The 14,600-nt window shown below is 65.4% G+C and carries 10 protein-coding genes; all 10 read left to right on the top strand.

Features of this window, described 5'->3' with window-relative positions; genetic code table 11:
- Positions 1–3 precede the first annotated feature (3 nt).
- The 10 genes from KRX52_RS12150 (at position 4) to KRX52_RS12195 (ending at position 14,509) form a co-directional block, all read left to right on the top strand.
- Positions 4–1,068 carry a pilus assembly protein PilM gene (locus KRX52_RS12150; protein ID WP_217681991.1) on the top strand — a complete coding sequence of 355 codons (1,065 nt, stop codon included), beginning with the start codon at positions 4–6 and terminating at the stop codon, positions 1,066–1,068.
- Positions 1,068–1,691, top strand: coding sequence for a PilN domain-containing protein (locus KRX52_RS12155; protein ID WP_217681992.1), 624 nt, complete (start codon positions 1,068–1,070; stop codon positions 1,689–1,691). The genes KRX52_RS12150 and KRX52_RS12155 overlap by 1 nt, the downstream gene beginning before the upstream one ends.
- Entirely contained in the window at positions 1,688–2,311 is a 624-nt protein-coding gene (pilO, locus tag KRX52_RS12160) for a type 4a pilus biogenesis protein PilO (RefSeq protein ID WP_217681993.1), read from the top strand. The genes KRX52_RS12155 and pilO overlap by 4 nt, the downstream gene beginning before the upstream one ends.
- Complete coding sequence (gene pilP / locus KRX52_RS12165; RefSeq protein ID WP_217681994.1) at positions 2,308–2,835, top strand: type 4a pilus biogenesis lipoprotein PilP; 528 nt, start codon at positions 2,308–2,310, stop codon at positions 2,833–2,835. Before pilO ends, pilP begins: the two co-directional genes overlap by 4 nt.
- A gap of 55 nt (positions 2,836–2,890) precedes the next feature.
- Positions 2,891–4,963: a type IV pilus secretin PilQ gene (locus tag KRX52_RS12170; protein WP_217681995.1), complete on the top strand. Its 2,073-nt coding sequence runs from the start codon at positions 2,891–2,893 to the stop codon at positions 4,961–4,963.
- A gap of 3 nt (positions 4,964–4,966) precedes the next feature.
- On the top strand, positions 4,967–5,485 hold the full coding sequence (gene aroK / locus KRX52_RS12175; protein WP_217681996.1) for a shikimate kinase AroK: 519 nt from the start codon (positions 4,967–4,969) through the stop codon (positions 5,483–5,485).
- A gap of 53 nt (positions 5,486–5,538) precedes the next feature.
- The gene (gene aroB, locus KRX52_RS12180; RefSeq protein ID WP_217681997.1) at positions 5,539–6,645 is read left to right on the top strand and encodes a 3-dehydroquinate synthase; all 1,107 of its coding nucleotides are present in this window, start codon (positions 5,539–5,541) and stop codon (positions 6,643–6,645) included.
- A gap of 7 nt (positions 6,646–6,652) precedes the next feature.
- Positions 6,653–8,311 carry an AAA family ATPase gene (locus KRX52_RS12185; protein WP_217681998.1) on the top strand — a complete coding sequence of 553 codons (1,659 nt, stop codon included), beginning with the start codon at positions 6,653–6,655 and terminating at the stop codon, positions 8,309–8,311.
- 226 nt (positions 8,312–8,537) lie between these two features.
- Complete coding sequence (gene gltB / locus KRX52_RS12190; RefSeq protein WP_217681999.1) at positions 8,538–12,983, top strand: glutamate synthase large subunit; 4,446 nt, start codon at positions 8,538–8,540, stop codon at positions 12,981–12,983.
- A gap of 107 nt (positions 12,984–13,090) precedes the next feature.
- Entirely contained in the window at positions 13,091–14,509 is a 1,419-nt protein-coding gene (locus KRX52_RS12195; protein WP_217682000.1) for an FAD-dependent oxidoreductase, read from the top strand.
- Positions 14,510–14,600: the final 91 nt, after the last annotated feature.

Consider the following 14,600-nt stretch of genomic DNA (forward strand, 5'->3'; position numbering starts at 1 on the left):
GCCGTGCTAGGGCTCTTCACTAAGACCGCGAATACGCTATTGGGGATCGACATCAGTTCGACTTCGGTCAAGCTGCTGGAGCTGAGCCGCTCGGGTGGGCGCTACAAGGTTGAGGCCTATGCGGTCGAGCCCTTGCCGCTGAATGCGGTTGTCGAGAAGAACATCGCCGAGATCGAGGGCGTGGGGCAGGCGCTCAGCCGGGTGCTGGCCAAGGCGCGCACCGGGGCCAAGAGCGTGGCCGTGGCTGTGGCCGGCTCGGCGGTGATCACCAAGACCATCGAGATGGATGCCGGACTGTCCGAGGACGAGCTGGAAAACCAGCTGAAGATCGAGGCGGACCAGTACATCCCCTATCCGCTGGAAGAGGTGGCCATCGACTTCGAGGTGCAGGGCGTCTCGCCGCGCAACCCCGAACGCGCCGAGGTGCTGCTGGCCGCCTGCCGCAAGGAAAACGTCGAGGTGCGCGAAGCCGCGTTGGCGCTGGCCGGGCTGACCGCCAAGGTGGTCGACGTCGAGGCCTATGCGCTGGAGCGGGCATTTGCCCTGCTTGAGCCGCGCCTGGTCGGCGAGCGACATGAGTTGACCGTGGCTGTGGTGGACGTCGGTGCGACCATGACCACCCTCAGTGTCCTGCACAACGGCAAGACCATCTATACCCGTGAGCAGCTGTTCGGCGGTAAGCAGCTGACCGAAGAAATCCAGCGGCGCTATGGCTTGTCCTTCGATGAAGCTGGCCTGGCGAAAAAACAGGGCGGCCTTCCCGACGACTATGACAGCGAAGTGCTGTTGCCGTTCAAGGAGGCCGTGGTGCAGCAGGTGTCGCGCTCGCTGCAGTTCTTCTTCGCGGCGGGTCAGTTCAGTGATGTCGACTGCATCCTGCTGGCCGGTGGCACGGCGTCGCTGCCGGATCTCGATCGGATGATCCAGCAGAAGATCGGCACCCCCTGCGTGGTGGCCAATCCGTTCGCCGACATGGCATTGGGCAGCAAGGTGAACGCCGCCGCACTGGCCAGCGATGCGCCATCGCTGATGATCGCCTGCGGGCTGGCGATGAGGAGTTTTGACTGATGGCCAGAATCAACCTTCTTCCCTGGCGCGAGCAGCGCCGCGAGGAGCGCAAGCAGCGTTTCCTGGTGGCGCTGGGGGCGGTGCTGGTCGGCGCCGCCGCCTTGGTGTTCGCCGGTGACCAGTATCTGAATGGTGCAATCGAGCAGCAGAACGCTCGCAATGATTATGTACGCAAGGAAATCGCTGCGCTGGATGCACGAATCAAGGAGATCAGCGAGCTGAAGAAGCGCCGCGAAGAGCTCCTCGCACGGATGAAGATCATCCAGGATCTGCAGGGCAACCGTCCCGTCTCCGCGCGGGTGTTCGACCAATTGGTGCGTACCCTGCCGGATGGCGTGCATTTCACCGCGCTGAAGATGACCGGAAAGAACATCGCGATCCAGGGCGCGGCGGAGTCGAACAACCGGGTGTCGGCGCTGATGCGCAACCTCGATGCCTCGGACTGGCTGGCGGCGCCCAACCTGACCGAGGTCAAGGCGGTGACGGCCGGTACCGTGGATCAGGCCAACGTATTCCAGCTGACCGTCCAGCAAACCCGGCCGGATGAGGAGGCTGCTGCGCAAGCGAGCGCAAGCTTGGCCGCAGGAAAAGCCCAACAAGCCAACAAAGGAGCCACGAAATGAGTCTGGCTCAGTCCCTGGAAAGCCTGCGCAAGGTCAATCTCAGCGAGCTTGACGCCAACAACCTCGGTTCCTGGCCGGGCCCGGTGAAGGTGATCGCCGGGGCCTTGCTGCTGATCGGCGTGTTGGCGCTGGGCTACAACTTCCACCTCAAGGATCTGCAGGCAGACCTGGAGCGGCGGAGCGCCGAAGAGGTCACCCTCAAGCAGCAGTTCGAGACCAAGGCCTTCCAGGCCGCCAATCTGGAGGCCTACCGGCAGCAGATGGTGGAGATGGAGCAGTCCTTCGGGGCACTGCTGCGTCAGTTGCCGGGCGATACCGAGGTGCCCGGTCTGCTCGAGGACATCACCCGTACCGGTCTGGGTAGCGGTCTGGAATTCGAGGAGATCAAGCTGCTGCCGGAAGTGACCCAGCAGTTCTACATCGAACTGCCGATCCAGATCCGCGTGGTCGGTGCCTATCACGACCTGGCGACCTTCGTCAGCGGCGCTGCCAGCCTGCCGCGGATCGTCACCCTGCATGATTTCGAGATCAAGCCGGTGGCCAAGGACGGCGAGACCAAGCTGAGCATGAGCATCCTGGCCAAGACCTATCGCTACAACGACAAGGGGCTGCAGAAATGAAGGGAGCCCGTCTGATTATCGGCAGCATGCTGCTGCTCGGCCTGACCGCCTGCGGCGGCAGCGGTGATTTCAGTGATCTGCAGGCCTACATGAACGAGGTGCGCGCCAAGCCCAAGGGGGTTATCGAGCCGCTGCCGCAGTTCCAGCCCTACGAGGCCTTTACCTACAGCGCCGCGGCCATGCGCCACCCTTTCCAGCCGCCGGTGCGGATCGATCTGCAGAAGCGGCAGAAAGGCTCGGCGGAGATCAAGCCGGACGAGTCGCGTCCCAAGCAGTTCCTTGAAGGTTTCAATATCGAGATGTTCCAGATGGTCGGCCTGCTGGCCAACGATGGCGGTCGCTTCGCCCTGGTCAGTGGTGTTGGCGGGGTGCATCGTGTCAAGGTCGGCGACTACATCGGGCGCAACTACGGGCGCATCGTGGCGATCAATGATGACCGCATCGAGGTCGTCGAAATTGTTACTGACGGCGAGGGGGGCTGGCTCGAGCGGCCGCGCACTCTGACCCTCAAAGAACGTTCCTGAGGGCGGGGGTCCACGCATGAACAATCCAACTCGGTCTGCACAACGGATTCAGACAATGAACAGTTCCATTTCGCGCTTCAGCCTGACCTTGCTGGCTGCAATGCTTTCGCCGGCAGTCCTGGCTGCCAATCTGCAGAACCTGGATGTGGCGGCCCTGCCGGGGGATCGGGTCGAGTTGAAGCTGGCCTTCGACGAACCGGTGGTCGCTCCGCGCGGTTATACCATCGAGCAGCCGGCGCGCATTGCCCTGGACCTGCCGGGGGTCACCAGCAAGCTGGGCAGCCGCAATCGCGAGCTGGGCGTCGGCAACGCCCGCAGCGTGACCGTGGTCGAAGCCAAGGACCGTACCCGCTTGATCATCAACCTCAACAGCCTGGCCCCTTACACGACCCGCGCCGAGGGCAACAACCTGTTCGTTGTGGTCGGCGGTACCGCCGCCTCTGGCGCCAGTAGCGCAGCGGCGCCCGTTGCGCCGCTGGCCAAGCCGGTTGCCCAGGCAGCGAAACCCTTCGTTCCCGCCGGCAAGGCCATTCGCAACATCGACTTCCAGCGCGGTGCGCAGGGCGAAGGCAATGTGGTCATCGACCTGTCCGAAGCGGGGCTGAGCCCGGACATCCAGGAAAGCGGCGGCAAGATCCGCCTGGACTTTCCCCGCACCCAGCTGCCTGAACAGCTGCGCGCGCGTCTGGACGTGAAGGATTTCGCCACACCGGTGCAGTTCGTCAACGCGTCGGTGAGCGGCGACAAGACCAGCATCATCATCGAGCCGAGCGGCAATTACGACTATCTCGCCTACCAGACCGACAACCGTCTGACTGTCAGCGTCAAGCCGCTGACCCAGGAAGATGTCGAGAAGCGCAAGACCGAACGATTCGCCTACACCGGCGAAAAGCTGTCGCTGAATTTCCAGGATATCGACGTGCGCTCGGTGCTGCAGCTGATCGCCGACTTCACCGACCTCAACCTGGTGGCCAGTGACACGGTGCAGGGCAACATCACCCTGCGCCTGCAGAACGTACCGTGGGACCAGGCGCTGGACCTGGTGCTGAAGACCAAGGGGCTGGACAAGCGCAAGATCGGCAACGTGTTGCTGGTGGCGCCGGCCGACGAGATCGCCGCGCGTGAACGCCAGGAACTGGAGGCGCAGAAGCAGATCGCCGAGTTGGCGCCGTTGCGCCGCGAAGTGCTGCAGCTGAACTATGCCAAGGCTTCGGACGTCGCCGGCCTGTTCAAGGAGTTTTCCGAGGGTGCCGAGCAGAAGGACATGCGCGGTTCGATCATCTTTGACGACCGCACCAACAGCCTGATCGCCTACCTGACCGAGGATCGTCTGGACGAGTTGCGACGCATCGTAACCCAGCTGGACATTCCGGTGCGCCAGGTGATGATCGAGGCGCGCATCGTCGAGGCCAATGTCGGCTACAACAAGAGCCTGGGTGTGCGCTGGGGTGGGCAACAGACCTTCGCCAATGACCGTGGCCTGATTTACGGCAACGATGATCAGGGGGATGAAGAGGGCAGTGATGGACCTAATATGCCGTTCGTCGATCTGGGCGTGGCGGGGCGTACGTCGGGCATTGGTATTGGGTACGTCACTGACAACCTGCTTCTCGATCTGGAACTGACTGCCATGGAGTCGAGCGGCAACGGCGAGATCGTTTCGCAGCCCAAGGTGGTCACCTCCGACAAGGAGACCGCCAAGATCCTCAGCGGCACCGAGATCCCTTACCAGGAGGCCAGCTCTAGCGGTGCGACCAGTACCTCGTTCAAGGAGGCGGCGCTGTCGCTGGAGGTGACTCCGCAGATCACCCCGGACAATCGGGTGGTCATGGAGGTCAAGGTGACCAAGGATGCGCCGGATTATGGCAACATGAGAAACGGAGTGCCGCCAATCTCCAAGAACGAGGTGAACGCCAAGGTGCTGGCCGCCGACGGCGAGACCATCGTGATCGGTGGGGTCTACTCCAACGTCCAGAACAAGAACGTGGAGAAGGTACCGTTCCTTGGCGATCTGCCATTCCTCGGCCGACTGTTCCGTCGCGATACCGTCAGCGACAGCAAATCCGAGCTGCTGATCTTCCTCACCCCGCGTATCATGGACTCTCAGGCAATTTCCGTGAGTCGTTGATAAGTGCGCAATCTGATTCTCGTGGGCCCGATGGGTGCTGGCAAGAGCACCATTGGGCGTCTTCTGGCCAAGGAGCTGCATCTGCCCTTCAAGGATTCCGACAAGGAAATCGAAGTGCGTACCGGTGCCGACATCCCGTGGATCTTCGATGTCGAGGGCGAGCAGGGTTTCCGCGAGCGGGAGCAGGCGGTGATTGTCGATCTTTGCCAGGAAGACGGTCTGGTGCTGGCCACCGGCGGCGGTGCCGTCTTGCGCCAGGCCAACCGCGAGGCGCTGCGCGCCGGGGGGCGGGTAGTCTACTTGCATACCTCGGTGGAGCAGCAACTGGAGCGTACCGCTCGGGATCGCAATCGGCCGCTGCTGCGCGCGGCCAATCCCGAGCAGGTGCTGCGCGACCTGATGGCAACTCGTGATCCGCTGTATCGCGAAATTGCCGATGTAATCATCGAAACCGACCAGCGTCCACCGCGCATGGTGGTGCAGGAAGTGCTGAGCCGCCTGGAACAGTTGTCGCCCCGTTAAAAGGGTCGCGAACTGCGCTATCCTAACGCCCTTTTCCATCAGCGGGGGGCCTTATGCGGACACTTCACGTCGATCTCGGCGAGCGCAGCTATCCCATCTTCATCGGTGCCGGCCTGCTCGGTCGGCGCGACTGTTTCTCTCCCTACATTGCCGGCCGCCAGATCGCAGTCGTCACCAACCACACGGTGGCGCCGCTGTACCTGCAGCGCCTGCTCGACACCCTGGCAGGCTATGCGGTCACGCCGATCATCCTGCCCGATGGTGAAGCTTTCAAGAATTGGGAGACTCTGCAGCTGATCTTCGACGGTCTGCTTGAGGCCCGCCACGACCGCCGCACCACCCTGATCGCCCTCGGCGGCGGGGTGATCGGCGACATGGCAGGCTTTGCCGCCGCCTGCTACCAGCGTGGCGTGGACTTTATCCAGGTGCCGACCACCCTGCTGTCGCAGGTGGACTCCTCGGTGGGTGGCAAGACCGGGATCAACCATCCGCTGGGTAAGAACATGATCGGCGCCTTCTACCAGCCGCAGGCCGTGGTGATCGATACCGCGACCCTCGCCACCCTGCCGGCGCGCGAGCTGTCGGCCGGGCTGGCCGAGGTGATCAAGTACGGCCTGATCTGTGACGAGCCGTTCCTCAGCTGGCTGGAGGCGCATATCGATGCGTTGCGGGCCCTCGATGGCGAGGCGATCAGTGAGGCGGTGGAGCGCTCCTGCGCCGCCAAGGCGCGGGTGGTAAATGCCGACGAGCGCGAGTCGGGGGTGCGGGCCACCCTCAATCTTGGGCATACCTTCGGCCACGCCATCGAGACCGAGATGGGCTACGGCGTCTGGTTGCACGGCGAGGCGGTGGCTGCCGGCACCGTGATGGCGCTGGAAATGTCGCACCGTCTCGGCTGGATCGATCAGGCTGCGCGTGACCGCGCTATCCGCCTGCTGCTGCGCGCCGGCCTGCCGGTGGTGCCGCCGCAGAAGATGGGCGTCGAGGAATTTCTCCGCCATATGGCGGTCGACAAAAAGGTGCTGGATGGCCGTCTGCGCCTGGTGCTGCTGCATCCGCTGGGTGAGGCCGTGGTGACCGCGGACTATCCCCGCGAAGTTCTTGAAGCAACGCTGCGTACGGACTACGCAGCGCTGGTCCGTCAATTGGGAAGTGAATGAGGGATTCATGACCAGCCTGCAAGCCGATGAGGCATTTGTTGAGCATTACCAGTTCAGCCACGACCCGTTCACGCCGCGGGTGCCGGGCTTCAAGTTTTTCCCTGCGCAGCGCAAGCCGGTGCTGGCGCAGCTGCATCAGCTAGCGCGCTACAGCGCCCTGATGCTGGTGGTGACCGGGCCGCTGGGCAGTGGCAAGACCCTGCTGCGTCAGGCGCTGGTTGCCAGCAGCAACAAGCAGAGTGTGGTCAGCGTGGTGGTGTCGGGGCGTCAGGCCGGCAGTAGCGCTGCGCTGCTGCGGCATTTCAGCCAGGGGCTGGGTGGCAGCAGTCAGGATGTGGATGGGCTGCTCGGGCAGGTCGCCCGCCTGAACCAGGTCGGCCAGGAGGTCTATCTGCTGGTCGATGACGCCGAGCGGCTGCAGGACGAGGCGCTGGCCACCCTGCGCGCGCTGGCCACCGGCGACAGCGATGGGCGTGCTCATGTCTTCCTGTTTGCCGAAACCGAGCTGCTGGCTCGTCTGGAGGCGGCCGGCCTGGCGGACAGCTGCCAGGTGCAGGAGCTGCAGCCTTACGGCCTGGAAGAGACGCGTGCCTACCTGGCACAGCGCCTGGAAGGCGCCGGCCAGGGCGTGGAGCTGCTGGACGATGCCCAGCTGGAAGAGATCCATGTCGAGTCGGGCGGCTGGCCCGGGGCGATCAATCGGGTGGCGCGCGATGCGCTGATCGAGGCGATGCTCGCCGAGCGGCAGCCGGAAGCCTTGGGCGGTCGCGGCATGAGCCTGCCGAAGAAGCATCTGTTGGCGCTGGGCGTGGTCGCCGCCGGCGTGGCGCTGGCGCTGGTGATGAAGGGCCAGGATCCCGAGGGGACTCCAGTGGCTGCCGACAGTCCGGCGCCGAGCGGGCAGGTGGCGACTGCGCCTGGCGGAACGGCATCGGCCAATGCGGGTGGCCCCTCGATCCAGTTTGCCGGCGACAGCAAGCCGCTGCCGCTGCCGCTGGCCGGCCAGGGGCAGCCGGTGCCGCGTGAACCGCTGGCGCGCGCTGCCGGCCAGGCCGGGGTCGAGGAGCTGGATGCCTCCAATGCCGCCATGCCGGCTTCTGTGCCGCCGGTGACGGCCACTACCACCGCGCCGTCGGTGGCTGTTGCCGAGTCATCGGCGGCCTCCACGGCGCAGGTCGCGCCGGCGGCGGCGCCGCTGGCTGTTGTGCAGCCGGCCCAGGCAGCGGTGTCCGCGGCGACTCCGCCCAAGCCGGTATTGGCGGCTGCGCCGGTTGTCGAGGCGGCGCGCAAGCCGGCCGCGGTGGCGGTGAAGCCGGCTGTGCCCGAGGTCAGGCCGGCGGCGCCAGTGGCCAGCGCTCCGGCGCCTGCCGCCGGCAGCAGCGGCTGGTATCTGTCGCAGCCCGTCGGCCAGTACACCCTGCAGTTGCTCGGTACGGCGTCGGAAGGCGCAGCGCAGGCCATGGTGCGCGATGGCGGTGGCGAGTACCGCTACTTCCGCAAGCTGCACCAGGGCAAGCCGCTGTACGTGGTCACCTATGGCCGCTTCTCCAGCCCGGAGGCGGCCAAGTCGGCGCTGGGCGGCCTGCCGAGCCGTTTGCAGGCCGGCAAGCCGTGGCCGCGGACCTTCGCCAGCATCCAGCAGGAAATCCGCCAGGCCGGCCGCTAGTCTCGGCGCAGGGGCGACAAAAAAAACCGGTGACATGCCTAGGCGTGTCACCGGTTTTTCTTTTATAAATGCGACATTGAATTTCGCTTTTACGTCACTTTTTCTTTCTGCGATGTCGCCGTCGCGGTACAATCAATCATCCATGAGCGGCCGAAAATGACGCAAAAACGTCAAGAATGCGGCCAAGAGCCCGAATAGAATTCAAGTTTAGCCGGTGAGAGCGCCTATGAAAGCAGGTCTGTACCATCCTGAACAATTCAAGGATAACTGCGGCTTCGGTCTGATTGCCCACATGCACGGGCAGCCCAGTCACCACCTGCTGCAGACCGCCATTGAAGCCCTGACATGCATGACCCACCGCGGTGGCATCAACGCCGACGGCAAGACCGGCGACGGCTGTGGTCTGCTGCTGCAGAAGCCCGATCGTTTCCTGCGCGTGCTGGCCGCCGAGCAGTTCGGCGTGCACCTGCCGGAGCAGTATGCCGTCGGCATGGTGTTCCTCAGCCAGGACGAGAGCAAGGCTGCCAGCGCCCGCGAGGCGCTCAACGCCCAGCTGGCGGCGCAGGGCCTGAGCCTGGTGGGCTGGCGCGCTGTGCCGGTGGACACCTCGGTGCTCGGCCGCCTCGCTCTGGAGTGCCTGCCGCGCATCGAGCAGGTGTTCGTCAGTGGCGAAGGCCTCGACGACCAGCAGATGGCGATCAAGCTGTTCTTCGCCCGTCGCCGCGCCGAAGTGGCCCTCAAGGACGACCCGGACTTCTACGTCTGCAGCCTGTCGGCCAAGGACATCATCTACAAGGGCCTGATGATGCCGGCCGATCTGGCCAGCTTCTATCCGGACCTCGGTGACGAGCGCCTGGAAACCGCGATCTGCGTGTTCCACCAGCGCTTTTCCACCAATACCCTGCCGCGCTGGCCGCTGGCCCAGCCGTTCCGCTTCCTGGCGCACAACGGCGAGATCAACACCATCACCGGCAACCGCAACTGGGCGGTGGCGCGCCGCAACAAGTTCGCCAACGAGCTGCTGCCCGATCTGGAAAGCATCGCGCCGCTGGTCAACCGCACCGGTTCCGACTCCTCGAGCATGGACAACATGCTCGAGCTGATGGTCACCGGCGGCATGGACCTGTTCCGCGGCCTGCGCATGATCATTCCGCCGGCCTGGCAGAACGTCGAGACCATGGACGTCGAGCTGCGCAGCTTCTACGAATACAACTCCATGCACATGGAGCCGTGGGACGGTCCGGCCGGCGTGGTGCTGACCGACGGTCGCCACGCCGTCTGCCTGCTCGACCGCAACGGTCTGCGCCCGGCGCGCTGGGTCACCACCAAGAACGGCTACATCACCCTGGCCTCGGAAGTCGGCGTGTGGAACTACGCGCCGGAAGACGTGCTGGCCAAGGGCCGCGTCGGTCCGGGGCAAATCCTCGCCGTGGACACCGAGACCGGCCAGGTGCTGCACACCGCCGACATCGACAACCGCCTGAAGTCGCGGCATCCGTACCGCCAATGGCTGCGCCAGAACGCCCTGCGCATCCAGGCCGGGATGGACGACGACCACGGTGGCGCGACCTACGACGCCGAGCAGCTCAAGCGCTACATGAAAATGTTCCAGGTCACCTTCGAGGAGCGTGACCAGGTGCTGCGCCCGCTCGCCGAGCAGGGCCAGGAAGCGGTCGGCTCGATGGGCGACGACACGCCGATGGCAGTGCTGTCGCGGCGCGTGCGCTCGAACTACGACTACTTCCGTCAGCAGTTCGCCCAGGTGACCAATCCGCCGATCGACCCGCTGCGCGAAGCCATCGTCATGTCGCTGGAAACCTGCCTGGGTGCCGAGCGCAACGTGTTCGAGGAGTCCGCCGATCATGCCAACCGCGCGATCCTCAACACCCCGGTGATCTCCCCGGCCAAGTGGCAGACGCTGATGACCCTGGACCGCCCGGGCTTCGAGCGGCAGATCATCGACCTCAACTACGACGAGTCCGTGGGCCTCGAGGCCGCCGTGCGCGCCATCGCCGACCAGGCCGAGGCTGCCGTGCGCGCCGGCAAGGTGCTGCTGGTGCTGTCCGACCGCCACATCGCCCCCGGCAAGCTGCCGGTGCATGCCTCGCTGGCCGTGGGTGCCGTGCACCACCGTCTGACCGAGAAGGGCCTGCGCTGCGATTGCAACATCCTGGTGGAAACCGCCACCGCCCGCGATCCGCACCACTTCGCCGTGCTGATCGGCTTCGGTGCCACCGCGGTCTACCCGTTCCTCGCCTACGAGGTACTGGCCGACCTGATCCGCAGCGGCGAGGTGCTCGGCGACCTGCACGAGTCGTTCAAGCACTACCGCAAGGGTATCTCCAAGGGCCTGCTGAAGATCCTCTCGAAGATGGGCATCTCCACCGTCGCGTCCTACCGCGGTGCGCAGCTGTTCGAAGCCATCGGCCTGGCTGACGAGGTGGTCGAGCTGAGCTTCCGTGGCGTCGCCAGCCGCATCCAGGGCGCGCGTTTCGTCGACCTCGAGGCCGAGCAGAAGCTGCTGGCCGCCGAGGCGTGGAACACCCGCAAGGCGATCCAGCAGGGCGGCCTGCTCAAGTTCGTCCACGGCGGCGAATACCATGCCTACAACCCGGACGTGGTGCGTCTGCTGCAGGAAGCCGTGCAGCAGGGCGACTACGCGCGCTTCCGCGACTACACCGCGCTGGTCGACAGCCGTCCGGTGTCGATGCTCCGCGACCTGCTCAAGGTCAAGGAAGCGGCCCAGCCGCTGGCGCTGGATCAGGTCGAGCCGCTCAACGCCATCTTCAAGCGTTTCGACGCCGCGGGCATCTCCCTCGGCGCGCTGTCGCCGGAGGCCCACGAGGCGCTGGCCGAGGCGATGAACCGCCTGGGCGGGCGCTCCAACTCCGGCGAGGGCGGCGAAGACCCGGCCCGCTACGGCACCATCAAGAGCTCGAAGATCAAGCAGGTCGCCACCGGCCGCTTCGGCGTCACCCCGGAATACCTGGTCAACGCCGAAGTGCTGCAGATCAAGGTCGCCCAGGGCGCCAAGCCCGGCGAGGGTGGCCAGCTGCCCGGCGGCAAGGTCAACGGCCTGATCGCCCGCCTGCGCTACGCAGTGCCTGGCGTGACGCTGATCTCGCCGCCGCCGCACCACGACATCTACTCGATCGAGGACCTGGCCCAGCTGATCTTCGACCTCAAGCAGGTCAACCCGCAGGCGCTGGTGTCGGTCAAGCTGGTCGCCGAGCCGGGCGTCGGCACCATCGCCGCCGGCGTGGCCAAGGCCTACGCTGACCTGATCACCATCTCCGGCTACGACGGCGGCACCGGCGCTTCGCCGCTGACCTCGATCAAGTACGCCGGCAGCCCGTGGGAACTGGGCCTCGCCGAGGCGCACCAGACCCTGCGCGGCAACGACCTGCGCGGCAAGGTCCGCGTGCAGACCGACGGGGGCCTGAAGACCGGCCTCGACGTGATCAAGGCCGCCATCCTCGGCGCCGAAAGCTTCGGCTTCGGCACCGCGCCGATGATCGCCCTGGGCTGCAAGTACCTGCGCATCTGCCACCTGAACAACTGCGCCACCGGCGTGGCCACCCAGAACGACCAGCTGCGCAAGGACCACTTCATCGGCACCGTCGAGATGGTGATGAACTTCTTCACCTTCATCGCCGAGGAAACCCGCGAGTGGCTGGCCAAGCTGGGCGTGCGCAGCCTGGGCGAGCTGATCGGGCGTACCGACCTGCTGGAAATGCTGCCGGGCGAGACCGCCAAGCAGGGCAACCTGGATCTGAGCCCGCTGCTCGGCAGCGCGCACATTCCGGCCGACAAGCCGCAATTCTGCGAGGTGGAGAAGAACCCGCCGTTCGACCAGGGCCTGCTGGCCGAGAAGATGGTCGAGATGGCCCTGCCGGCGATCAAGGCCAAGCGTGGCGGCGAGTTCGAGCTGGACATCTGCAACTGCGACCGCTCCATCGGTGCGCGCATCTCCGGCGAAATCGCCCGGGTGCACGGCAACCAGGGCATGGTCGACGCGCCGATCAGCTTCCGCTTCAAGGGCACCGCGGGGCAGAGCTTCGGCGTGTGGAACGCCGGCGGCCTCAACCTGCGCCTGGAAGGCGACGCCAACGACTACGTCGGCAAGGGCATGACCGGCGGTAAGATCGTCATCACCCCGCCGCAGGGCAGCGCGCTGCAGAGCCAGGAAAGTGCCATCATCGGCAACACCTGCCTGTACGGCGCCACCGGTGGCAAGCTGTTCGCCGCGGGTACCGCTGGCGAGCGCTTCGCGGTGCGCAACTCCGGTGCCCACACCGTGGTGGAAGGCACCGGTGATCACTGCTGCGAATACATGACCGGCGGTTTCGTCTGCGTGCTGGGCAAGACTGGTGGCAACTTCGGCTCCGGCATGACTGGCGGCTTCGCCTACGTGCTGGACGATGACAACAGCTTCTTCGACCGCGTCAACCACGAGCTGGTCGACCTGCAGCGCATCAGCGGCGAGCCGATGGAGGCCTATCGCAGCCACCTGCGTCGCGTGCTGGTCGAGTACGTGGAAGAGACCGGCAGTGCCTGGGGCCGCCAGATCCTCGACAACCTCGACGACTACGCGCGCCGCTTCTGGCTGGTCAAGCCGAAGGCCGCGAGCCTCAAGTCGCTGCTGTCCAGCACCCGGGCCAACCCGCAGTAAGGCCGTGTCGAACCGCAGGTCGTGTCCCGCGACCGGCCTGTCGGTTCCCCAGATGAGTTTCGCAGCTTGAAGCACGTGACTTGAGGCTGCAGCAAAGAGGTTTTGATATGACTGAACGTCTGAACAACGACTTCCAGTTCATCGAGGTCGGCCGCAAGGATCCGAAGAAGAAGCTGCTGCGCCAGCGCAAGAAGGAATTCGTCGAGATCTACGACCTGTTCAAGCCGCAGCAGGCGACCGAACAGGCGCACCGCTGCCTGGGTTGCGGCAACCCCTATTGCGAATGGAAGTGCCCGGTGCACAACTACATTCCCAACTGGCTGAAGCTGGTGTCCGAGGGCAACATCCTCGCCGCCGCCGAACTGTCGCACCAGACCAACACCCTGCCGGAAGTCTGCGGCCGCGTCTGCCCGCAGGACCGCCTGTGCGAGGGTGCCTGCACCCTGGCCGATGGCTTCGGCGCGGTGACCATCGGTTCGGTGGAGAAGTACATCACCGACACCGCCTTCGCCATGGGCTGGCGTCCGGACATGTCCAAGGTGGTGCCGACCGGCAAGCGCGTCGCGGTGATCGGCGCCGGCCCGGCGGGCCTCGGCTGCGCCGACGTGCTGGTGCGCAACGGCGTGACCCCGGTGGTGTTCGACAAGAACCCGGAAATTGGTGGTCTGCTGACCTTCGGCATCCCCGAGTTTAAGCTGGAAAAGAGCGTGCTGACCCGTCGCCGTGAAGTGTTCAGCGGCATGGGCATCGAGTTCCGCCTCAACACCGAGGTGGGCAAGGACGTCACCATGGACCAGCTGCTCGCCGAGTACGACGCCGTGTTCATGGGCATGGGCACCTACAGCTACATGAAGGGCGGTTTCGCCGGCGAGGACCTGCCGGGCGTCTACGACGCGCTGGACTTCCTGGTCGCCAACGTCAACCGCAACCTCGGCTTCGAGAAGTCCGCCGAAGACTTCATCGACATGGCCGGCAAGAAGGTGGTGGTGCTCGGCGGTGGCGACACCGCGATGGACTGCAACCGCACCTCGATCCGCCAGGGCGCCAAGGCGGTGACCTGCGCCTATCGCCGCGACGAGGAAAACATGCCGGGTTCGCGCCGCGAGGTGAAGAACGCCAAGGACGAGGGCGTGAAGTTCCTGTTCAACCGCCAGCCCATCGCCATCGTCGGCGAAGGCCGCGTGGAAGGCGTCAAGGTGATCGAGACCCGTCTCGGCGAGCCGGATGCCCGTGGCCGGCGCAGCCCCGAGCCGATCCCGGGCTCCGAGGAGATCCTGCCGGCCGACGCCGTGGTGATCGCCTTCGGTTTCCGGCCGAGCCCGGCGCCGTGGTTCGAGCAGTTCGGCATCGCCATCGACGGCCAGGGCCGCGTGGTCGCTCCGGAGCAGGCGCAGTACAAGTTCCAGACCGGCAACCCGAAGATCTTCGCCGGCGGCGACATGGTGCGCGGCTCCGATCTGGTGGTCACTGCGATCTTCGAAGGCCGTCAGGCCGCCGAAGGCATCCTCGACTACCTGGGCGTCTGAGCCCTGCCGGGGCTGACCCCGGTCAAGCGCGACACGAAAGGCACGGCACCCGCCGTGCCTTTTGCGTTGTGCTTTGCGACAATGCCCGCCT

Source organism: Geopseudomonas aromaticivorans (assembly GCF_019097855.1).
GTDB lineage: Bacteria > Pseudomonadota > Gammaproteobacteria > Pseudomonadales > Pseudomonadaceae > Geopseudomonas > Geopseudomonas aromaticivorans.